Source organism: Olivibacter domesticus, assembly GCF_900109575.1.
In the GTDB taxonomy this organism is placed as follows: domain Bacteria; phylum Bacteroidota; class Bacteroidia; order Sphingobacteriales; family Sphingobacteriaceae; genus Olivibacter; species Olivibacter domesticus.
In genome coordinates this window covers 74,166-97,806 of record NZ_FOAF01000002.1, presented here as the reverse complement: position 1 = coordinate 97,806, position 23,641 = coordinate 74,166, and the positions used below count along the sequence as shown (strand labels likewise).

18 protein-coding genes and 1 tRNA gene are annotated in these 23,641 nt (G+C 38.0%); 11 read left to right on the top strand and 8 right to left on the bottom strand.

The genetic code is table 11. The features are described from left to right. Positions 1-158 precede the first annotated feature (158 nt). The 3 genes from BMY50_RS11095 to BMY50_RS11085 form a co-directional block, all read right to left on the bottom strand. On the bottom strand, positions 159-680 hold the full coding sequence (locus tag BMY50_RS11095; RefSeq protein WP_202907819.1) for a YceI family protein: 522 nt from the start codon (positions 678-680) through the stop codon (positions 159-161). A 98-nt stretch (positions 681-778) separates the two neighbouring features. Beyond that, the gene (locus BMY50_RS11090) at positions 779-1,369 is read right to left on the bottom strand and encodes a Crp/Fnr family transcriptional regulator (protein WP_093324046.1); all 591 of its coding nucleotides are present in this window, start codon (positions 1,367-1,369) and stop codon (positions 779-781) included. A 29-nt stretch (positions 1,370-1,398) separates the two neighbouring features. Then, complete coding sequence (locus tag BMY50_RS11085) at positions 1,399-1,890, bottom strand: YdeI/OmpD-associated family protein (protein ID WP_093324042.1); 492 nt, start codon at positions 1,888-1,890, stop codon at positions 1,399-1,401. A gap of 260 nt (positions 1,891-2,150) precedes the next feature. Between BMY50_RS11085 and BMY50_RS11080 the strand changes: the two genes are divergently transcribed. Continuing rightward, positions 2,151-2,840, top strand: a complete 690-nt coding sequence (locus tag BMY50_RS11080) for a hypothetical protein (protein WP_202907818.1) — start codon at positions 2,151-2,153, stop codon at positions 2,838-2,840. Positions 2,841-2,923: 83 nt separating this feature from the next. Further along, entirely contained in the window at positions 2,924-3,379 is a 456-nt protein-coding gene (locus tag BMY50_RS11075) for a DinB family protein (protein WP_093324036.1), read from the top strand. Positions 3,380-3,444: 65 nt separating this feature from the next. Here BMY50_RS11075 and BMY50_RS11070 read toward each other — a convergent pair whose 3' ends face one another. Then, positions 3,445-3,879, bottom strand: a complete 435-nt coding sequence (locus BMY50_RS11070) for a DoxX family protein (RefSeq protein WP_093324033.1) — start codon at positions 3,877-3,879, stop codon at positions 3,445-3,447. 182 nt (positions 3,880-4,061) lie between these two features. Here BMY50_RS11070 and BMY50_RS11065 point away from each other — a divergent pair. Continuing rightward, positions 4,062-4,133 (top strand) — tRNA-Arg (locus BMY50_RS11065). A gap of 204 nt (positions 4,134-4,337) precedes the next feature. Here the strand turns inward: BMY50_RS11065 and ychF are convergent. Further along, positions 4,338-5,438 carry a redox-regulated ATPase YchF gene (gene ychF, locus BMY50_RS11060; RefSeq protein WP_093324028.1) on the bottom strand — a complete coding sequence of 367 codons (1,101 nt, stop codon included), beginning with the start codon at positions 5,436-5,438 and terminating at the stop codon, positions 4,338-4,340. Between the two features lie 205 nt (positions 5,439-5,643). Here ychF and BMY50_RS11055 point away from each other — a divergent pair, with 205 nt between their 5' ends. The 3 genes from BMY50_RS11055 to BMY50_RS11045 all read left to right on the top strand — a co-directional run bounded on the left by BMY50_RS11055 (position 5,644) and on the right by BMY50_RS11045 (position 11,880). Then, on the top strand, positions 5,644-6,834 hold the full coding sequence (locus BMY50_RS11055) for an ROK family protein (RefSeq protein ID WP_093324025.1): 1,191 nt from the start codon (positions 5,644-5,646) through the stop codon (positions 6,832-6,834). Positions 6,835-6,951: 117 nt separating this feature from the next. Beyond that, a complete protein-coding gene (locus BMY50_RS11050; RefSeq protein ID WP_093324021.1) occupies positions 6,952-10,284 on the top strand; it encodes a SusC/RagA family TonB-linked outer membrane protein in 3,333 nt (1,110 codons plus the stop codon). 12 nt (positions 10,285-10,296) lie between these two features. Then, positions 10,297-11,880: a SusD/RagB family nutrient-binding outer membrane lipoprotein gene (locus tag BMY50_RS11045; RefSeq protein WP_093324018.1), complete on the top strand. Its 1,584-nt coding sequence runs from the start codon at positions 10,297-10,299 to the stop codon at positions 11,878-11,880. Between the two features lie 116 nt (positions 11,881-11,996). Here BMY50_RS11045 and BMY50_RS11040 read toward each other — a convergent pair whose 3' ends face one another. The 3 genes from BMY50_RS11040 to cmk all read right to left on the bottom strand — a co-directional run bounded on the left by BMY50_RS11040 (position 11,997) and on the right by cmk (position 17,304). Continuing rightward, positions 11,997-14,381: a glycoside hydrolase family 3 N-terminal domain-containing protein gene (locus BMY50_RS11040; protein ID WP_093324014.1), complete on the bottom strand. Its 2,385-nt coding sequence runs from the start codon at positions 14,379-14,381 to the stop codon at positions 11,997-11,999. A 144-nt stretch (positions 14,382-14,525) separates the two neighbouring features. Continuing rightward, on the bottom strand, positions 14,526-16,466 hold the full coding sequence (gene rpsA / locus BMY50_RS11035; RefSeq protein WP_093324011.1) for a 30S ribosomal protein S1: 1,941 nt from the start codon (positions 16,464-16,466) through the stop codon (positions 14,526-14,528). A 148-nt stretch (positions 16,467-16,614) separates the two neighbouring features. Next, positions 16,615-17,304 (bottom strand): (d)CMP kinase, encoded by a 690-nt coding sequence (gene cmk, locus BMY50_RS11030; protein ID WP_093324007.1) that lies wholly within the window; start codon positions 17,302-17,304, stop codon positions 16,615-16,617. Positions 17,305-17,511: 207 nt separating this feature from the next. On the opposite strand from cmk, the gene BMY50_RS11025 reads away from it, so the two are divergent. The 5 genes from BMY50_RS11025 (at position 17,512) to BMY50_RS11005 (ending at position 23,624) form a co-directional block, all read left to right on the top strand. Next, positions 17,512-18,930, top strand: coding sequence for an IS110 family RNA-guided transposase (locus BMY50_RS11025; protein WP_202907817.1), 1,419 nt, complete (start codon positions 17,512-17,514; stop codon positions 18,928-18,930). A 406-nt stretch (positions 18,931-19,336) separates the two neighbouring features. Further along, on the top strand, positions 19,337-19,747 hold the full coding sequence (arfB, locus tag BMY50_RS11020; protein ID WP_093324004.1) for an alternative ribosome rescue aminoacyl-tRNA hydrolase ArfB: 411 nt from the start codon (positions 19,337-19,339) through the stop codon (positions 19,745-19,747). 137 nt (positions 19,748-19,884) lie between these two features. Beyond that, complete coding sequence (locus BMY50_RS11015) at positions 19,885-20,289, top strand: cytochrome c maturation protein CcmE domain-containing protein (RefSeq protein WP_093324001.1); 405 nt, start codon at positions 19,885-19,887, stop codon at positions 20,287-20,289. Between the two features lie 37 nt (positions 20,290-20,326). Then, on the top strand, positions 20,327-22,780 hold the full coding sequence (locus BMY50_RS11010; RefSeq protein WP_093323998.1) for a heme lyase CcmF/NrfE family subunit: 2,454 nt from the start codon (positions 20,327-20,329) through the stop codon (positions 22,778-22,780). 76 nt (positions 22,781-22,856) lie between these two features. Beyond that, positions 22,857-23,624 carry a Rossmann-like and DUF2520 domain-containing protein gene (locus BMY50_RS11005; protein ID WP_093323994.1) on the top strand — a complete coding sequence of 256 codons (768 nt, stop codon included), beginning with the start codon at positions 22,857-22,859 and terminating at the stop codon, positions 23,622-23,624. Positions 23,625-23,641: the final 17 nt, after the last annotated feature.

Sequence of the window (23,641 nt, the reverse complement as noted above, 5' to 3'; positions counted from 1 at the left end):
ATCATAAATGATGTGGTACAAAATTGGGTGAATAGAAGATGATTTTTCTTGACAAATAAGTTATCGGTCTTAATTAATTGATTTTCCTCTTCCTGACTAAGGTCCGCATCTAACAATATAAGATCAAATGGCTGTTGTTGTGCTAAAAATAATGTATTTTAAGCTTGCTGTATTAACTGAATTTCTGCATTAATACGTATATCATTCCCTACCACTACAGCTCCTGCTTCTGTTACAGCATTCCAGGTTAGCCCAAAATCTTTACGACTTATTTTTCCTTCAATGGTAAATCCCGCTTTGTTTTGACCATATGGGTCCACCACATTCCCACCATATTCAACATCCAGTACAAATGGTTTGGTGATGTCTTTTATTGTAAGGGTGCCATTCAATTTGTTGTCGTTGACGAAACCATTACTTTCAAATGTTATTTTTGGAAATTTTTCGGCATCAAAGAAGTCTGCAGACTTTAAATGGCCATCTCGTTGTGCGTTGTTTGTGTCAATAGATTCAACATCTGCAGTAAACTTGATGTCAGATGTAGTGCTGAAGTCGTCGCCGTCGGTAAGAACTTTCAAATCAAAAGATTTAAAGCTGCCTGTTACGGTGCTAATCATTAAGTGTTTCACCTTAAATTGTATTTCACTGTGTGCAGTGTCAATTTTCCATTTAGTTGCCATAATATTTTCTTTTATTAAATTTTCTATCACAAAGTTATGGAAGCTCTTATGTATTATACTTAATGTATGTTAAGAAATATAGATTAGAGAATTAGATTCTATCTACTGTTATAAAGCAATTTATGTTTCATCTTACTCAAAAATTCGGGTGTTACGCCAATGTAGGATGCTACCTGTTTTGCTGGTAAAATATCGGTTAAACCGTGATATCTTTTACAGAAATTTTGATACCTTTCTTCAGCAGGCAAGCTTAAATTATCAAGCAACCGCTGTTGAAAGGAAACAAGTGAATTTTCTGTGATAATTCTAAAAAAGCGTTCAAAAGCTGGAATTTCTATATAAAGCCGTTCTTGTGCTGTTTTGGATAAGGCTTGCACTTCTGTTGATTCAAGCGCTTGAATATATATCGTTCCGGGTTTCTGACTTATTAAGCTATACATATCCGCGATCCACCAATTTTTTGGAGCAAAGCTTAGCACATGTTCAAAGCCATTTGTATCAATGGTATAGCCTCTTAAACACCCATTTGTTACAAAACAAGAGTATTTGCATATTTCGCCTGCTTCTAATAACCATTCCTTTCTCTTAATAGCTATAGGCTTCAGTAATGAAATAAAATTTCTCTCTTCGTCTTGGGTTAGTTTAATGTGTCTTTTGATATTTTCCAAGATTAATGAATATTTATCCATCTAATATATTTTCAAAGTTTTCTAAATAATTATTGTGCTTTGATCGGTCGTTCATAACGGCTTCGTTCATATAAATCATTTACAATCTTGGCAATACGTTCAACCTGCGTCTCTTCATTTTGTGTATCATTGATCCATTTAAGATAATGGCTTTTTTCATTTTCAGGCAAATCTTTATAGAAACTAAGCGCATTAGGCTCATCCGCTAAAATTTCTTTCAGATCAGTTTCAGCCATCTTTGAAGATCTGCTCAAATAAATTTTTAATAGGACGGTGTCGCCAGCTTGTTTTTGAAGCTGCTTGCGAATGTTGGCATTTAATGGGAGAAAAAACTTTCCATTGCCGTAGGGCATTACTGTTGCATTTTCTAGTATATAATGGTCAATAGTTCCACTCACTTTAACTTGACCGAAACGGTCGCGAAAATCAGGGGAAATTTCAGTGATGATAATATAACTCCAACCTCCTTTCCCGGGAAATTTTTCAATTAAAGCCGCTCGATTTATTTGCATGTTTTCCATGATGCCGATAAGTATTGCATGAATGATTTAATGTATCGACTAAAATAGTAAATTCTCTAGATCAATTTCATGCTTAAATTTTTTTATCATTTTCCATATTATTTTAAGGGTTGTGATGATTGTTTAGAGTTAAATAACAAACGATTTCAACTATTTGTATTTGTGCAGGGAACTACCTATTACCGAATTGTAGCAATTTCTAATAGGTGATCGTTAAACTTAATGAACCAATTTTTTGTTTTATGAATTTTAAATTGCTAATGAGTTTAATTTTTCCTTTGTTATTGATGTACGCCTGCTCAAAAGATAAAAAAGAAGGTGTTTCAGAACTTTCTTTTTATACAGATTTTTCCGCCGGTGAAGATAATTGGGTGGCCGGTTTTTCCGATTATAGCGGGAACAATGCTGAGATATATGAATTAAAAGAAGAATTGTCTTACCTTCCTGAGCCTTTGGATAGCAAAAAACAAGCATATATGCTATCGGGAATGAATAGGAGCGATGATTTATTTATGTATTTGAAAAAACAATTGGCCGGATTTAAACCGTTAACCACCTATAAAATAAACTTTACAATTCAGCTTGCATCGGATGCTATGAGCGGTGGAGTGGGCGCAGGGGGAGCTCCAGGAGAAGCAGTAGGATTAGGTGTAGGGGCCAGCATAACGGAGCCCTTGGCGAGTGCAGATGAAAATAATTTCTATCAAATGAATATTGATAAGATTAACCAATGCTGTACAGATGGAGAAGATATGGTAGTGGTTGGCAATGTAGCTAATGGTGGTGATGTATATGAATATAAGTTGCTGGAGAGAGCGGGAGAATTTCTAGTTACAACGGATGCAGAAGGGAAAATCTGGGTATTGGTAGGCACGGATTCCGGATATGAAGGGAAGACAACTTTATATTATTCAGCTATTGGGATGAAAATAACTGAAATTTTTGATTGATGCTATGAGAAATAGATGTAATTTTCATTTTTGATAATCGCGCTAAAACAGCTGTACATGTTAAAAAAACACTTTTAAAAAAAATGAGGGACTATTTTATAAAGCTTTTTGATTATGATAGATCAATGAACCTGAAGTTAATTAGTCTTCTGACTGATGAAGAGCAGATGAAAACAGGAAAAGGACTCATGTCGCACCTCTTAGCTGCTCAGCAAATATGGTTCAAACGATGTAAACAGGAATCAGCGATTACCTATGCACTATGGCCGGAATGGCCATTGCAGAACCTGCGAGAAGTTACTCTTGGAAATCATACTAACTGGATAAATTTTCTGCAAGGACTAACCGATTCTGATTTTGAAAAATCTGTGAGCTATCAGAACTCCAAAGGAACTTCTTTTTCCAAGCGTTTGGACGATATCCTCGCGCACCTTATCAATCACGGTACACATCATCGTGCACAAATAGGGCAACAGCTAAAATTAGCAGGGCTGTCAACTTTGCCTGCTACCGACTATATTTTTTATGTCAGCGAATAGTATCGGCAAATAATTGTAGATATGCTTAACGCTAATAGATAAAACCCTTAATTTATCTGTTAAAGCTACTTCCTTTTGCTTCTAAATCGTCTAATTCTGTATTGATCGAGTGAGAGCTTACCTGCTCCACTGAAGAACAATGATAGCGATGAGGCGAGCATAAATAAAGCTGGAAATAAATTATCGTAACGATCACCTACATGAGCAATTATCAAGGCAAAAATGAAATTTAAGATCATTACAAAGGCACTAGTGCGTTGAAAACAGCCTAATATAAAGCAGACACCGCAGATAAGTTGTGCATATACCGATAAATAAGCAGCAATGGAATAGGGTACACCGTGCGTATTTAAATATTGAATAAATTCGGTCATTCGTGCGCGGCTTAGCACATTATCGAGTACACCATATATTAAGTGGAAGCCAGCCACAAGCCTTATAAATAGCGGAGACCAAGAGCTGTATCTTTTAAAAAAGAGATTAGGTCTATTGTATAGCATAACAAAAGTTTATATAGACACTGAATGAACTATCAAACATAACGAAAATTGAACTTTTATACAATTTTGCAAGATGGTAGTACTAATCATTTAACATTCAGGAGTATATAAAGATCTGTTATATTGAAAAGGTTTTATGATTGCAAATAATAACAATTTTATCTATGTTTGCCGAAGATTTTTCACCCGTAGTTCAATGGATAGAATGTCAGATTCCGGTTCTGATGATGGGGGTTCGAATCCCTTCGGGTGAACAAAGAAAAAGCCTTTCGAGAGAGAGGCTTTTCGTGTATAAGAAGGGATGAGAACAGCAGGGCAGGCGGGGTTCGAACGCTCTCTTGGCGGCCTTATGTGCGGGCAAAGAGCGACGCCAACAATCCCTTCGGGTGAACATAAAATAATAAGAGCTGTGCGATTATCGCACAGCTCTTATTATTTTCACTATGATTCCAACGAAATTAAACGTTAAATCTAAAATGCATAATATCGCCGTCTTCCACTATATAGGTCTTACCCTCAACATTCAGTTTTCCGGCCTCTTTACAAGCATTTTCTGAGCCATAAGTAATAAAATCATTATACTTTATTACTTCAGCACGAATAAAACCCTTTTCAAAGTCGGTATGTATGACACCAGCTGCCTGTGGCGCTGTAAATCCTTTATTTATTGTCCAAGCCCTAACTTCTTGTACACCAGCAGTAAAATAAGTTGCCAGATCTAGTAATTTATAAGCAGCGCGGATTAATTTATGAACGCCAGATTCCGATAATCCGAGATCGTCCAAAAATAACTGACGTTCCTCATAACTATCTAATTGGGTGATTTCTGATTCAATTTGGGCAGAAATAACTAAGACCTCTGCATTTTCATCTTTAACAGCGTCACGTACACGTTCCACATAGGCATTACCATCAACCACAGACGCCTCATCTACATTACAAACGTATAACACCGGCTTTACGGTTAGCAAATTTAAGTCACCAATAAATTCAAAATCTTCTTCTGAAATATTGGTAGTACGTGCCGATTTACCTGATTCTAGATGAGTTTTAACAATGCTAAGAATTTCAAAAGTTTTTTTTGCGTCTTTGTCCCCACCTGTTTTAGCCATCTTTTCAACTTTTTGGATACGTTTTATTACTGTATCCAAATCTTTAAGTTGTAATTCCGTATCAATAATTTCTTTGTCACGAATGGGGTCAACAGAACCATCTACATGGATAACATTGCCGTCATCAAAACAACGTAATACATGTATGATAGCATTTGTAGTACGTATATTACCTAAAAATTGATTGCCTAAACCTTCGCCTTTACTCGCTCCTTTTACAAGGCCCGCTATATCAACAATTTCAATGGTATTAGGAACTACACGTTGAGGAATAACCAATTCGGCCAGTTTATTTAGCCTTTCATCAGGTACTGAAATTACTCCCACATTGGGCTCAATTGTACAGAATGGGAAATTAGCCGCTTGCGCTTTAGCGTTCGATAAACAATTGAATAGAGTGGATTTTCCTACGTTGGGTAAACCAACAATGCCGCATTGAAGTGCCATTTAATTTACTTGCTTTTTTACTTTTTGTTACAATAGGCGCAAAGATAGGAAATAAAAAGATTTTATAATATCTGTGTTTTTGTTACACAGATAAATATTTAATGGCTTTTTTGGATTTAAGTGTATGTACTTTTTTTAAAAAAATAATAAGTATGTTGTTTTTTGTAAAAATGTTATTATGTTTGAGTAATCAATCTAAATTATTGTGGAAACTAAGCCTAACAAACAACAAGCTTTAAAGCTAGAGGTCCTTAAGCATTTATATTATAAAGGTCCTATACCAATAAATGATTTGGGGAAATTAACTGGTAGAAGTTTGCCTTTAATTACAGGGGTTATAAATGGTTTAAGAGAGCAACAGCTCATTCTAAATAATCAACTTGCTCCGTCAACTGGGGGGAGGAGAGCGCACGAATATCAACTTAATAATAACTGCGAAAAATACATGGTTGCAGTTGCCATAGATCAGGTGGTTTCACAAATTGCTTTGTTTAACCTACAAAATGAGATTATTACAGGGCCAGTTGAACAACCGATCTGTCTCACAAACACCACGAAGTCAATAGATCAATTAGTTGACTTTGTTAGCGAGTATTTACAACGCATAGAAATTCCATTTGAAAATTTATTAGGAGTAGGGATGGCAATGCCGGGTTTTGTAAATGCCGAAAAAGGTGTTAACCAGACATACTATGGTTTAGGAAATATAGACTTAGCTCATCATATCAGCGAAAGAATCGGCCTTCCGGTATTCATTGATAATGATTCTAGTGCCGTTGCATTAGCCGAGTTAAATTTCGGTGTAGCGCAAGGTATGCACGATGTTATGGTAGTGAATGTAGGGTGGGGAATAGGTCTTGGTATGGTGGTAAATGGCGAGCTTTTTCGAGGGCATAATGGTTTTGCCGGAGAGTTCAGTCATATTCCATTAGCTGATAGCAACGGACTCTGTTCCTGTGGAAAAAGGGGCTGCTTGGAAGTGGATGCTTCATTATTAACACTCACAAGAAAGGCGCAAGAGGAGATCCTGAATGGATTTGCTTCTAAAATGAGTGAAATGCTAGCGGAAGATGAAAGCATATCTGGGGAGGTCCTCTTAAAAGCTGCAAATATGGGTGATCAACTCGCCATTAATCTATTGTCAAAATCTGGCTTTTTAATTGGAAAAGGCATCGCTACTCTTATCCATATTATGAATCCTCAGGGTGTGGTAATCAGTGGAAGGGGGGCCATTGCTTCAAAAATATTGATGGCACCTATTCAACAAGCAGTAAATGAATTTAGTATACCGATGCTGGCCGAACAATGTGTAATACTACCATCAAAATTAAATAAAGACGCTGAGTTATTGGGTGCAGCAACACTTGTAATGGAAAAGACCCAGCGATTCTTCTAAGGAAAAATCATTTCATTTTAAACGATCTGCCTATGATATAAAATAAAAAGGACCTAACAAATAAACGAGCAATCGACAACAATCAATCTAATGAAATTTTAACAAACCAATCAAATCATGAAAGAATTATATTCAAAAGCATTTGCTGTTGTGTTATTATGTATAATAACTTTCAGCAGTTTTGCTCAAACTACGGTATCAGGCATTGTGTCTGATGCACAAGGAGTTTTGCCTGGTGTAACTGTCCGTGTAAAAGGTACAACCAGGGCTTCTTCTACCGATGCTAACGGTAGGTTTTCTATTCAAACCTCCGCTGGTGAAACATTGTCGTTTTCGATGATAGGCTATGTCGTAAAGGATGTCCCTGTTGGTAATCAGTCTATTCTAAAGGTAACTTTGGAGACTGACGAAAATGCCTTGCAAGAAGTAGTAGTAACTTCATTGGGTATCAAAAAAGAAGCTAAATCATTAGGATATGCTACAAGTACGGTGAGTGCTAAAGAATTAACAAAGACAGGCTCTCCTAACTTTGCAGGTGCACTATACGGAAAAGCGCCCGGTGTAAGAATTTCAGCCGCTCCTGGTGGTGCAACATCCGGTATTAATATCAATATACGCGGTACGAATTCCATTACAGGAAATTCGCAACCCTTGGTAATCATTGATGGGGTACCTATGCGTCAAACAACGTTCAATAACTCCGACTATTGGGGTGACCAACGGGCGAGAGGTAACGGATTGGAAGATTTGAACCCTGAGGATATCGAATCCATCAGTGTTTTAAAAGGTGCTTCGGCTGCAGCTTTATATGGATCAGAAGCAATGAATGGTGTGGTTTTGGTAACCACAAAATCTGGTAAGGGAGGCAAAGGATACTCAATTGATTTCAACGCCACCTATACAAATGACAGAATTGCTTACTTACCAAGGTTTCAAGATGTAAGGGGGCCCGGCTATACCACAGCGTACCAAAATGACAATCAGGCGGAAGATCTGTTTTATTATTATAGTGACGATCTGGCAATTAACGGTGTTACCCGTGGCTTATTACCTGCTACCGTGAATTTCGGTCCGAAATTCGATGGGCAGGATGTGATCTCTTGGGATGGTCAAGTAAGACCATATGTTGCGCAAAATGCCTACAGCAAATTTTTTAACAATCCAAACAATACGATCTTTAATCTCGCTTTGGGTCATACCGGAGAAAATTCAAATACCCGTTTTTCATTAACGCGTCAGGATAATGAAATGACCTCCTTGGATTCCTATAATAAAAAGAACATAGCGAATCTTAATACCTCATTTAAATTATGGGACAAGTTAACGACCGATGTTGTTGTCAATTACGTGAATCAACACACGCATAATAGACCTTTCTTAACAGATCGTATGATCAATAACTTCACCGGGATGATTTCTACTTTTGATAATCCAGAATGGTATTTGAATAAATACAAAACGAGTTTGGGTTATAAGTATGTTGTGGAAGCCCCTAATGTACAAAGTTTAACACCTGAAGAGAATTTAAGGTACAATGGCTATAAAACAGATGTGTTAGATTACATTTGGAATACGAAAGCAAAGGAATATGATGAATATTCTAACCGTTTAATTGGTTCTGTTACAAATACTTATCAGGTTACTAGCGACTTATCTCTTCGTGCACGATTTTCTGCGGATATAACCTCTTTAAAAACAGAGGACAAACAACCAACTGAAAAACCAATAGTTTATGATGCTACTACAGGATATTTTGGATTGGGTTCCCAAAATGCAAATATCTACTATGTAGATCTTTTGGCTACTTACAGCAAACAAATTAATCCAGATATAAAGTTAGGGGTTATGGGGGGGTATACGGCTACAAAATCTCAGGATACTTATGTGCAGAGGGAAACAGCTGGCGGATTAAGTGTTCGGGATTGGTTTGATATAAATGCTTCCAATAATACCATAGGCGGAAGCACTAGATACAATTACCGGAGAAATATGTTGAGAGATGCCTTGTTTGGAACCTTGAATTTCAATTTAAAGGAGTATTGGTTTGTCGAGGGAACATTACGTCGCGAACGTATTTCTACGATGCATCCCGACAATAATGTACTGTATTACCCCTCTGTAAATTCAAGTTTGGTCTTGAGTGAGGCGTTTGACCTTCCTGAAATATTCAGTTACGCTAAATTAAGGGGATCGTGGGGGATTGTAGGTAACTATCCAGACATTTATAAGAGCGCACTGAGTTATACGCAGCAAACTTTAGGTGTTCAAAGGCAAGGTGGTGCGGCGGTTATTTATAATAACGTTCCAACAGTCGATTTTGGCAACGAGAATATTAAACCAGAGCGAAAGAAAGAGGTTGAGTTTGGCTTGGAAACGCGCTTGCTTGATAGCCGTTTAGGTTTTGATATCACCTATTATAACGGCTTGATCCAAGATCAGATCTTAAATTATACACTTCCTATTTCCATGGGAGCAAGTTCTATATTTGCGAACGTGGGCGCGTTGAGAAATAAGGGTTGGGAATTTGCCATCACCGGCGCGCCCATTCAATCTGAAAATTTTCGTTGGAATGCAGTCCTAAACTTCTCCATGAATAAAAATATTGTAGAAGAGTTACCCGGCGGGGTTTCAGAATTATTGCATAGGGATTATGACGGCCAAGCGGCTCAGCTGGTTTCCAAAGTAGGCCAGCCAATGGGAGATATCATGGTTCACCCGATTGCTACCGACGAAAATGGCAATAAGATCGTCCAAGACAATGGTTTATACCAGTTGGATGCAGATACCTGGATTAAAGCAGGAAATGCAATGCCAAAGGCAGTTGGTGGTTTGATCAATACCTTTACTTATAAAAACTTCACTTTAGATGCGCTCATTGATTTCCGTTGGGGAGGACATGCGATGCCGACCGGAATTAACTGGATGACTAGCAGAGGCTTAACGGAAGAAAGTTTGAATTATATGGACGCAGAACATGGCGGTTTAAGTTATTACATGGATGGTGGAAGAGGGATTGCTTTTGATGGAGCGGTTGGTCCAAATGGTCAGACTGTTTATCATGACGGAATGCTCATGGATGGAGTGCTTTCAGACGGTACGCCAAATAATAACATTATTTCCCAAGCTGTTTATTATAACAACACCTATAATTGGGGAGGGCCACAATACTCTAGCTCGAGGTATGAGCTGTATGTGCAGAAAAACAATTATATCAAAATGCGTGAACTTTCATTGGGCTATAGAATTCCTACTTCATTAGCTGCCAAACTTGGAGCTAAAAATGTACAGATATCGGCTTTTGGACGTAACCTGTTCTTTCTATACAGAAGTATCAAGGATTTAGATCCAGAGCAAATGACTGGTGGGTCAAACTGGATTAATCAAGTAAGTAACGCAGGAACCAGCCCGGCTACTAGAACTTTTGGTTTAATGTTACGTGCGAGCTTTTAAAAATAAATAGTTATGAAAAGATATTTTTTAGCAATGGGGCTGTGCGCCGCCTCCTTAATATATACAACCTCCTGTAAGAAGAGTTCATTTGATGAAGTTTATAGAGATCCATCAAAAGTAACGGAGGTAACGGTTGAAAGACAATTCACTGGAATGATCTACAGTTATCGCCAGTTAATCGTGCCAGAATATAGAAATTTATTTGTAACCCTTAGGCCCACTATCTTTCGATATCTGCATATAGCGGGTTGGGTCAATGAACAGAATCATTTATTGCCCGGTGGTGCCGCCATTGAAGATCGATGGTCGCGATATTACGAAGGGCTTGCACAATATAGAGAATTGGAAACAGTCTATAATAAATCCATAGATGCTGAAAAAGAAGAAAAGAGAATATTCTTCTTAGCAGCGAAGGTCTTATTCTACGATCAAACGCAACAAACTGTTGATCTGCATGGCGATATTCCTTGGAGTAAAGCTGGAATGCTCAGCACGAACCAGAGTGATTACCAGTCTTCGTATCCAACTTATGATAAGGCTGAAGACATCTATACCGTTATGCTTGATGACTTGAAAGCGATAAGTGCGGAGCTTAATGCAATATCTTTAAGTCAAGCTATTCAAGACAGATTTACTACGCAAGATGTTATTAATAATGGCAATGTAGAATTATGGAAGAAATATTGTAACTCTTTACGATTAAGAATGTTGATGCGGGTGTCTGAAAGTTCTACATTTGCTGCAAGAGCGACACAAGAGTTGGCTGAGATCATTAATAATCAAGCTACCTATCCGCTGATTATGACGAATGAGGAGAATGCGCAAATCGATATCTTTAACCTTGATGATAATAGTATACAAACCAAAGGGATCAGAGATGCATTTGAAGCAAGTGGGTGGAACGCTAATTTAGCCAGTAAAGTGATGATCGATCATATGGTGGCAAATGCAGACCCCCGTTTACCTTTCATTTTTGAAACCGGTGCTGAAGCTGACGGACAGTTCAAAGGTTTAGATCAATCATTGGCTAGCGCCACACAATCTGATTTGGCAAGAGGCGGTACCATTTCTATATTTAACCGATCAACTATATCCAGAAATCAGTACTTTCCGGGTGTTTTATTTTCTGCAACAGAAACTAATCTATTGTTGGCGGAATACTATCAGAAAAATGGAAACGGTGGATCGGCGAAAACTTCTTTTGAGAACAGTGTAAAAGAATCCGTGGATCTGTATCGTGATATTAGAAGTAGAAGTAATGATAATACTGTTCCTGCTGCCGTTACGCCTACTGAAGCACAGGTTAACACCTACTTATCTAATCTTAATTGGGATGGAGCTAGCAATAAAATTCAGCTTATTGCAACACAAAAATGGTTACATTTCAATGTCATCCAAACGGTACAAGCTTGGTCGGAGAATAGAAGATTAGACTATCCACAATTTAGTTTTGTTGTTCAGAATTCGGATCTTCAAAAAACAGTCCCTGTTAAATTTAATCTGCCACCATCGGAACCTGTATACAACGCAGCTAACTATGAAGCAGTAAAAGCGCAGGATAATGTTAACACCAAATTATTCTGGGATGTGCAGTAAAGAAGTGGAATTTTAATTTAAGGACTGAGAATATTTAAAAGATTGTATCATCCTTCCACAAAAAAAGCAAAAAGGGGGCTCATTATGAACCTCCTTTTTGCTTTTTTAGGCTTTCTTTATAAATAATAATCTTGGGTAGTGGCAAGATCGGTAGTTAATTTGATATTATCAGATGATGATCCTACCATTATCTTAAAAGCACCTTTTTCGGTTACCCACTTCATTTGCGGATTCAAGAGCTTTAAATCATCAGCCGTAAGTAGAAAACTGATTTCCTTTTCTTCTCCAGCCTTTAGATGGATTCGCTGAAAGTCCTTTAATTGCGTGATGGGGCTTACTACACTAGATACTTCATCCCGAACATAGAGTTGTGCTACTTCATCGCCATCATATTTTCCAACGTTCTTCAATCTAAAAACAACTTGAGTTTCAAAATCATTATCTTTTTCGATCGTTTTTAATTGGAGATCAGTATAGGCAAATGTTGTATAACTTAAACCATAACCAAAGTTATACAAGGGTTTTGAATCAATCTCTACATAATCGTGCTTTGCAGGGTTTTTATAATTATAGTACATGGGTAGCTGTCCTACAGATTTCGGGACAGAAACGGTTAATCTTCCTGCGGGGTTATAGTCGCCAAATAAAACATCTGCAATCGCATTTCCACCCTCCTGACCAGGATACCAGGCATCAATGATGGCTGCTACATTATGCTGGGCCCAATTCAGATTAAGGGGTCTTCCCTTGATAGTTACCAATACAACTGGAGTGCCCGTTTTTTGTATAGCTTTTAAGAGTGCTAATTGTTTGCCTAATAGATCTAAAGTGGAACGATCAAAGCCTTCACCACTTTCCATATCACTTAAAGCATCTTGTGCTGCTGTCACCTGCGCTGCACCTGTTTCTTGATAAGAAGTTTTAAAATCACGAGCGCTAGAGCCTCCAAGCACCACTACTGCTACGTCAGCTTTTCGCGCCGCTTCTACAGCCTCCTCTATATTGGTGTTGGTAGTGTCTCGTATATCACAGCCTTTAATATAGTTCACTTTCGTTGAAGTACCAACTTTATTGGTTATACCTTCTAAAACCGTCACTATATTCTCTTCAGACTGAGGTGCCGTATAATCCCCCAGCTGGTTATAAATATTGTTGGCATTTGGTCCAATTACAGCAATGCTATTAAGGTTCTTTCGTAAAGGTAATGTTTGATTGCTATTCTTTAATAAAATAATGGATTCACGTGCCACGTTTCTAGCTAAAGTAATATGTTCATCTGTACGTACAGACGATTTTACTTTGGATACCTTGACATAAGGATTTTCGAATAAACCCAGTGCAAATTTCTGATAGAGCACTTTGCTAACGGCTACATCTAGAACCTTTTCCGTTACAAGTCCTTCTTGAAGAGCTTGTAGTAAAGCCGGTCCATAGCCATACCCACTTAGATCGGCATCTAAACCAGCGTTTATTGCTTGTGCAGCTGCTTCTGCGGGAGTAGCTGCCACATGATGACTTCCAACAAGTCCTGATATACTTCCTAAATCAGAAACTACGAAACCTTTAAAGCCCCAATTATCTCGTAAAACGTTTTTTAAAAGCCAGGGATTAGCCGAGCAGGGAACTCCATCAATTGAATTATAAGCTGTCATGACTGATAAGGCACCGGCTTTCACTGCTTGGTGAAAGGGTAAAAGATAGGCCTGCTCAAGTTCACGCCGCCCGATGGTAACGCTTCCGCCATTATGTCCACCTTCTGGGATACCATAAGCAGTAAAATGTTTAAGGGTAGAAATAATGTTATAACCACTTGTTAAATCATTTCCCTGAAATCCCTTTACCATTGCCACCCCCATTTTTCCATTTAATACCTGATCTTCTCCATAAGTTTCCTCCAGTCTCGACCAACGAGGGTCTCTAGAAAGGTCTAATATTGGTCCATATCCCACATGACTTCCTGTAGCACGTGCTTCTTTGGCAATTGTTTGCGCCATTTGTTGGATTAAAATAGGATTCCAGGTGCTTGCTTGACCAATAGCTGTGGGAAATACAGTAGTTCCTATGGCCATATGCCCGTGGGGACATTCTTCAGAGAGCAGGAGAGGGATACCTAACCGCGTACTGTCTACCATGAATTTTTGTAGTGCATTGGTCGCCTTGGCTGCTTCAATAGGCATAAGTCCCGTTTCTAACGTTTTTTTTGTCCAAGGATCAGCTCTTAGGGTTGCCCATAGCATTCCTATATGCTGTGTTTTTACAGCTTCCTTAAATTTCTGGCTGATTTGTATGTCGTTATTTGTCTTGTTGTACATTTCCCATCCCAGCAAAGTAGAAAGTTGCCCAACCTTTTCTTCAGCAGTCATTCGTTGAAGTAGATCTTGAACTCTTCTATCGATACTATAAGAAGGGTCTTTATAAATTGGTGTTTTTGGATAGCTAAAAGCGATGAGTAAAAAGGGAAAGATAAAAAGAGATAAAATAGTAATAAGATGTTTGCGCATATAAATTGTGTTTTTGCGATGTTGTTTTAGTCATCTAAAGATAGTAAAAAAGACAATACTGTCCTTAATACACTTATATTATACTAGCATGAAAAAGCCGCTTCGGTTTCCCAAAGCGGCTCTCTATTTTATTAAAAAAGAAATTTATTTTGATTTTTTAGAACCTTCTTCACCTTCCATTTGCTCTTTTAATTGAGCCAACACATCTAAATCACCTAAAGTAGATTTCTCTACTGAATCTTTTACTTTTTTAACTGCATTAGAAGCAGCTTTTGCTTCTTTCTTACGGTTATTGAATTCTTCAATACGTGCTTCAGCTCTTTCGTCTTCCCAAATACGAGAATGAGAAATAACGATGCGTTTAGCCTCTTTGTTAAATTCAATAATTTTAAATTCTGCAGCTTCTTCAGCAACTAACGCTTTACCATCTTCTTTGATGCTATGTTTGCTTGGGCAGAACCCTTCAACACCGTATGGTAACGCCACAATATCTCCCTTATCGGTTACTTTTAGCACAGTACCTTCGTGAACTGAATCTACCGTGAAGATTGTTTCAAAAGTATCCCATGGATTTTCTTCTAATTGCTTGTGGCCTAAGCTTAATTTACGATTCTCTTCGTCAAGTTCTAAAACAACCACATCTAATTCTTCACCTACTTTAGTGAATTCATTTGGATGATTAACTTTTTTAGACCATGAAAGATCAGATATGTGGATCAAGCCATCTACACCCTCTTCAATTTCTACAAACACTCCAAAGTTAGTCATGTTTTTAACAATCGCTTTGTGTTTGCTTCCAATTGGATAACGTTCTGCAATATTCTTCCAAGGGTCTGGCGTCAATTGTTTGATACCCAGGCTCATTTTACGCTCGTCACGATCTAACGTTAATACCTCAGCTTCGATCTCGTCGCCAACTTTTAAGAATTCTTGTGGGCTACGTAAATTTTGAGACCAAGACATCTCAGAAACGTGAATCAAACCTTCTACACCAGGTGTTATTTCTAAGAAAGCACCATAATCTGCCACAGTAACAATCTTACCTTTTACTTTTGAACCAACAGCTAAGTTAGTATCTAAAGATTCCCATGGATGCGGAGTAAGTTGTTTTAAGCCTAATGCAATACGTTTTTTCTCATCATCAAAATCAAGTACTACTACATTGATTTTTTCATCTAATGCTAATACTTCTTTTGGATGTTCTATACGTCCCCAAGAAATATCAGTAATATGTAGTAAACCGTCAACACCACCAAGATCAATGAACACACCGAAATCAGTGATATTTTTAACAGTACCTTCAAGAACTTGTCCTTTCTCTAGTTTGGCAACAATTTCAGATTTTTGGTTTTCTAAATCGTCTTCAATCAGTACTTTATGTGAAACAACAACATTTTTAAATTCATGATTGATTTTAACAACCTTGAATTCCATTGTTTTTCCAACATATACATCATAATCACGTATAGGTTTGATATCTATTTGAGAACCAGGTAGGAATGCTTCAACACCTTTGATGTCTACAATAAGACCACCTTTTGTACGGCTTTTTACGAAACCATTGATAATGGTGTCATTTTCTAACGCCTCGTTGATAGCTTCCCAAGATTTTTGAGTTTTGGCACGTTTGCGTGATAAAACTAATTGTCCGTTTTCATCTTCACGTGATTCAACGAAAACATCTACCTTGTCACCTACCTTTAATTCAGGTAAATCGCGGAATTCAGAAAGAGATACCAAGCCATCTGATTTAAAACCGATGTTAAGTACCACATCTTTGTTGTTGATAGAAACTACCGTTCCTTCAACAATTTCTCCTTTGTTAACGGAGTTGAAAGTGCCAGCGTATTGCTCCTCTAATTTAGCACGCTCTTCTGAGCTGTAGTTACCGAAACCTTTTTCATCTTGATCCCAGTCGAAGTCACCTTCAGGGGTAATCCAAGTGTTTGATTTGATTTCATCAATGAACTTTGAATCAGCTTCTGATTCGATGTTCTCTTTTTCCTTAACTGATTTTAGGTCAGTGTCTTGAATTTCAGCTTGTTTAGCTTTTAACTCTTTTTCTGCTTCTTGTTTTTTTGCCATTAATTAATTTATCTCCTTTTCCCGAAATTCATCAGGACTGCAAAGGTGCAAAAATTATTTTTAAATAAAGCAAAAAATGACAGTTTTGTTGAGAAAAATTGGTGATTTACAATATGGTATAAAGTTAAAAAGATGTTTAACTATTCGTTTATTTTTCTTGTTTTTCTGCTATAACGCTTACTTTATCGGATACAAAAGCCAGTTGCTCTTCTTCTGTCATATTAGTATTATCTAATATGATAGCATCTTCAGCTCTTATAAGAGGACTTTCCTTTCTAGTTGTATCCTGGTAATCACGATGTGCTATATTTTCGAAGACTTCCTCCAAAGTAATATTTTCACCTTTATTCTTCAGTTCTAAATACCGACGTTCGGCTCTGACCTTTGGGTCGGCAGTCATAAAAATTTTTACTTGTGCATCTGGAAAAACTGCGGTCCCTATATCGCGTCCATCCATTACTACATTTTTACGCGCACCCATTTTTTGTTGCTGCTTTACCATCGCCTTCCTAACAGCCTTAATAGCACTTACAGCACTTACATTTTCAGACACCGGCATTTGCCGTATTTCTTCGGATACATCTTCCTCATTTAAAAGAACTTTTGTTATACCGTGTTCTTTATGAAAGTCAATATGAATGTCCTCAAGCGCCTTCGATATCTTACTGTCGTCCTCTAAATTGATATTATTTCGTAAAAAATAAAGGGTAACTGTTCTGTACATAGCTCCGCTATCTACATAAACGTAATGGAGTTTGTTTGCTAACGCTTTGGCAACCGTACTTTTGCCGCAAGATGAGTATCCATCAATGGCTATGATAATGTTTCTTTTCGTCATGGGTGCACAAAAGTAGTAAAATGTACAGAATGGGTGGAGAAAATCTGAAATTAAGCTATAATCAAACTTAGATAAATTTGCTTTTTTTCACAAGTGTCTATTTTTGGTGTTCAAGCTTCCGTCATTCAATGACGGAGGTATGTGCGATATAATTGGTTTGCATATAAAACAGATTTATTCACACCTGTATACCTCCATAAGGCGTTCATGAGGGCTAAAGCCGTTATCGATCTCTCCGATACCATTGAAGAGCTATTTTTAATAGAGGAAACTTCCATCAGCAGATTTTTTTTGCTTTTTACGGCGTTCAGACAAAAGGGCATGAATATTATCCATAGCCGCCTAATTTTGTATTGGACAAAAAACAAAACAAAAGCGGCTATGGATAAAGGATCGATAGAATTTGAGCAGGTCGTTGAACGCGGATGCGGGCTTGACGTCCACAAGGAGAACGTTGTGGCGACCATACAGGGCAAAGGTATAAAAACGATGACAAAAAGTTACAGCACGTTTACCGGTTCGCTGGAGAAACTGCGGGCGTGGCTGAAAAAACACGGGATCACGCACATCGCCATGGAGAGTACGGGGGTCTACTGGAAGCCGATTTTCAATGTGCTTGGGGATGACTTCGAGATCCTGCTGGTCAATGCACGGCACGTGAAGAACATCCCCGGCCACAAAACAGACAAGCGTGACAGCCGTTGGCTGGCTAAACTGCTTCTATGCGGATTGCTGAAGGGGAGTTTCATCCCGCCCCGGTCGATACGTGAGCTGCGGGACCTGACCCGATACAGGAAGAAGCTGATCGGTCAGATCACTTCGGACAGGAACCGGTTCCAGAAAATCCTGGAGGACGCCAATATCAAGCTCTCTGTGGTGCTGACGGACATTTTCGGGGTAACGGGCATGAAAATGATCTCTGCCATCCTGGATGAGGGCGGCTACCATCCGGAAGACCTGCTGCAGTTTGTCCATGGCCGTGTAAAAGCGAGCCGGTCGGACATACTGGAATCGCTAAGGGGTCATGTAACTGGCCACCACCGGTTCATGCTGCGGACGATCCTGTCCAACATGCATCGACTGGAGACCACCATTGCTGAAGTCACTGTCCGTATCGATGAGCTATGCGCCCCGTATAACCTGGAAATAGACAGATTGTCGGAAATGCCCGGTGTCGACCGGAACGGAGCGGTGGGCATCATCGCCGAAATCGGCCTTGACATGGGACAATTCCCCTCGAGCCATCACCTTGCCTCGTGGGCGGGAATCTGTCCGGGAACCAACGAAAGCGCCGGAAAGAACAAAAGCGGCCGGATTACGCATGGCAATAAGTACTTACGCTCCTTACTTACCGAACTCGGGTGGGCCGGATCACGGAGCAAGGGGACATATTTCGGCGCAAAATACAGGTCACTGGTAGGACGTAGGGGCAAAAAGAAAGCCATCATTGCAATAGGACACAAGATCCTGGTCGCCGCTTACTTCATTATCAAGGACAACGTACATTTCAAGGAACTGGGCCCGGAACACCTGGATAACTTCAGGAAAGACAAGCTGGTCGCATACTATAAAAAACAGTTAAAGCAATTGCAGCCGAATCTGGAGTTTGATGGGCATGCGGCATAAGAAACAAAGAAGGTCGGATATTACTGTAAGCATAGACAACGTAGAGGAAACTGACCTAATCAGTTAAGCACAAAAGAGTATTGCCTTTAGCATGTGGATGAAAATTTATATTTCTTAACCGATTTTATTAATTGACTGACGGATAGATAAGTGTGCTATTTATATTCGGATGAAATATACTATTTCTAATAACTGGCTTCTTTTATTATAGGGACAAAACAGGGACATAATAGGGACTTTATAGGGACATCATAGGGACATCATAGGGATAGATTCCTATAATGTACGTGTTATGTTCTTACTATTATATGATAAAATTATTACTACACAATAACTCATAGCAAATTTAATACAAACTAATTAGTATGCTTTACTAAGTTTGCAGTTTAGCACATTATAAAGGTATATGATATTTGAAAGTAAAAGTCTGGAACCGTTTATTTCTTATAAAACCTCCAGAAGTGGTGGTAAAGGGGGGCAACACGTAAACAAAGTTTCTACTAAAGTGGAACTTCTGTTTGATTTAAATGCTTGTTCACTTTTTACTGATGAACAAAAACTCCGTATTAAAGTAAAGCTGAATCAACGTATCCAAAGCGAAGGAAAATTACAGGTAATCTGTCAGCAAGATCGCTCTCAGTTAAAAAACAAAGAAATAGCAAAGAAGAAACTGATTACGCTTATAAACCATGCATTGAAGCTGCCCCAGCAGCGCAAAGAAAGTAAGCGAAGCAAAGCCTCCGTAGAAAAGCGACTAGATAGTAAAAGACAAAAATCTTTATTGAAAATTAGCAGAAAGAAACAGGATGAATATTAATTAGAATGTTTCTTAATAACGTGCGGTGCTTGCAATATTACAAGCTATCTGTTTAGTATTTTGTACTTTTGCAAAAAATATTATTGATGAGAAATCTATTCGGAAATTTCATTATTATTAAAAATTAAGCTGTTCTAATGAAAAAAGGTGCTATTTTAGGTATTGTGATCATCGCGGTAGCCATTGCTATGATAATCAGTATTTATACCGATTCCAGTACATACGCTTCATTTAATGATGCGCAAAAAACGGAAGAAGAGATTCATGTTGTTGGAGAATTAAATAAAGGTAAAGAACTTTTTTATAAACCAACCGATAACGCTAATTATTTTGCCTTCTATATGGTAGATAATGATGGTACAGAGTGCAAAGTGGTTTTTAATGGTTCTAAACCACAAGATTTTGAACGGTCTGAACAAATAGTACTTACTGGGAAAATGGTAGGTGAAGAATTTCATGCATCTAAGATACTCATGAAATGCCCATCTAAATATAATAAGGATCAAGTAGAAGTGACGGAATCTGCTGCATCAAGCGTTTAGAAGAATTCCTTAAGTTAGCCCCAATCTTATTTTATAAATGGATATTAAATTTCAAGGCGAAAGCCTTTTTCCAGGTCAGTTTGGTCAGTTCCTTATCATTTTATCTTTTGGAACAGCATTATTATCCTGTATAAGCTATTTTTTTGCTACACGGCATAAGGAGGATACATCCTGGCATAAAATAGCTAGAATTAGCTTTTTTATAAACATAGCTTCTGTAATTGGTATAGGAAGCAGCCTTTTTTATATCATTTATAGCCACCTTTTTGAATATCATTACGCATGGTCGCATTCTTCGCGCACACTACCAGTATATTATATCATCTCTAGTTTTTGGGAAGGACAGGAGGGAAGCTTTTGGTTATGGATGTTTTGGCAATCTTTATTGGCATTGATAGTGCTTTTTCGTAGTAAAAGCTGGGAAAATCCTGTCATGACCATTATTATGCTCTGTCAGGCTTGTTTAGCGTCCATGTTATTGGGGATAGAGGTGTTTGGAGAACGCGTTGGAAGCTCACCGTTCATACTTTTACGACAAGCGTTAGAAGCGCCTATCTTTTCCAATCCGAATTATCTCAGCATGATAGCTGATGGGAACGGTTTAAACCCTTTATTACAGAATTACTGGATGGTGATACATCCTCCAACATTGTTTTTAGGTTTTGCTTCTATGATTGTTCCTTTCGCCTACGGGATAGCAGGTTTATGGGAAAGAAAATATAAAGAATGGCTTAAGCCTGCTTTACCATGGTCCTTATTTGCCGTTATGGTACTTGGCGCAGGTATTATAATGGGGTCTTTTTGGGCGTATGAGGCATTAAATTTTGGCGGATTCTGGGCCTGGGATCCAGTTGAAAATGCATCTATCATTCCTTGGTTCACATTGATTGCTGCAGTGCATGTTATTATTGCATTTAAAAACTCAGGACATTCGTACTTTACAGCAACTTTTCTAGTACTAATAAGTTTTGTTTTAGTGATATACGCCTCATTTTTAACACGTAGTGGTGTTTTGGGGGAAACTTCAGTGCATTCCTTTACTGATTTAGGTATGTATTGGCAATTAGTAGCATTTAATGTAGTGTTTTTAATATTAATGGTCTATTTTTTGGTAACACGGTGGAAAGAACTCCCGATAACTAAAAAAGATGAAGATACTTATTCAAGAGAATTTTGGCTATTTATTGGCGCGCTCATTTTAGTTATAGCGTGTGTACAGATTATTGCAACAACTTCTATTCCTGTATTCAATGCTATATTTAAAACCAAAGTTGCTCCCCCTGTTGATGCGATTGCTCATTACAATAAGTGGCAAGCGGCATTCGCGATATTAGTGCTTACTTTATCGGCAATTGGTCAGTTTTTAAAGTATAAGAAAACTACACCAAAGGTGTTTTATGCTAATTTGTTAATTTCTTTTATAGTTTCTGTCCTTCTTACTGCCATCTTAGTGTATATAACGAAGGTCTATACTAATTTTATATATATTCTGTTGTCCCTCGCCGCTATATTTTCACTGGTGGCAAATGCGAGAGTTTTAGGGGATGCTTTCAAAGGGAAATGGAAATTAGCAGGCTCCTCTGTTGCACACATAGGGTTTGCGCTTTTACTAATAGGGGCTTTGGTTGCTGCAGCTACAAATAAGGTTGTATCCTTAAATGCCAGTGGGTCTATACCTATAGCAGGCTTTGAGGACGCAGAAAAGCCTGGTGAAAATTTATTTTTATATATAAATGAACCGATAGAAATGGATGGTTATACAATTACCTATGTAGGTGATAGTGTAGCTAACCCAAATGTATATTATAAAATAAATTACGAAAGAAAGGACAAAGAAACAGGTAAAATAGTTGAACGTTTTCAATTAACACCAAATGCACAGCAAAATCCAAAAATGGGACTTATAGGAACACCCAGTACGCGTCACTATATAACGAAGGATATTTATACTATTGTTACTTCTGCTCCAAAATTGGATGAACCTACGGAACAACATGATCATGGTCATGAAGGACATGACGCGAACGAAGGGTTTGAAGAACCATCTACACAAATGGTTAATATTGGTGATACCTTAAGATATAAAAGTGGGTATATCGTAGTGAAAGGTGTTAATAGAAATGCGACACTTCAAAATATGCCATTAGCGAATGGCGACCTTCTTTTTGCTCTACAGTTAGAGGTTCATGCTGCCTCAGGGGAAGTTTTTGAAGCGGATCCAAAGTACCTGATAAAAAACGGGAATAGCTTTGATTTTGCAAAAGATATTAATGAACAGGGGCTTCGTTTGAGATTTACCAAAATAGTTCCCGACAAAGGGGTTGAGTTGATGATTTATCAAAAGGCCCTGCCTGAAAAGAAATGGGTAGTAATGAAGGCAATTGAATTTCCATATATAAATTTTTTCTGGTGCGGAACGATTATTATGACCGTTGGGTTCTTATTGTCCATTTTTAGAAGAAATAAAGAGCTTAAAGGGAAGATAGCATAAACATTTATACACTTTTATTGTTAATTTTACCCGACGGGGGCTATGGAGCTACTATAACCCCCGTTTTTTATAGGGTATGGATATAATAATATTAGGAAGCGGAAATGTTGCTACACATTTGGCTTATGCATTAAAAAAGGCCGAGTATCATATTAAGCAGGTATATAGTCGCAATTATGATCATGCAAAACAATTAGCAGATGGGATTGGGGCTGAACCTATTGATAATCTTTTTTACGTAACCACAGAGGCGGACGTTTATATAATAGCAGTGAAGGATGAAGCGATACACGAGGTAGCTTCTACACTCCGGTTAAGAAATAAAATTTTACTTCACACTTCAGGAAGTACAGATATAGAAGTTCTTAAACCTTTTTCATCTTCTTGTGGGGTAGTTTATCCTTTACAAACGATCTCTAAGGAAGTAGAGCTAGATTTTAGTAAGGTGCCGCTAATCCTTGAATTTTCAGATCAGCAAACCAAAGCGGAAGTCATGAATCTGGCATTTAAACTTTCTCCTTTAATATATGAATACAATTCGGAGCAGCGTAGATGTTTGCATTTAGGAGCGGTTATCGCTTGCAATTTTAGTAATTATTTGTATGCGGTGGCTTATAATTTTTTGAAAGAGAAGAGTGTTGACTTCAACTTGCTAAGGCCATTGATTGTTGAAACAGCAAATAAAATACAGTTACATAATCCAAATGAAGTGCAGACAGGCCCTGCTGTAAGAAATGATAAAATTATAATGGATAAACATATAGATTTATTAAGAGAGCATCCAGACTGGCAAAACATCTATAGCTTGTTAAGCGAGGGGATTTTAAAAAATCATTTTAAATAGCGTAAATAAAAGTAAAC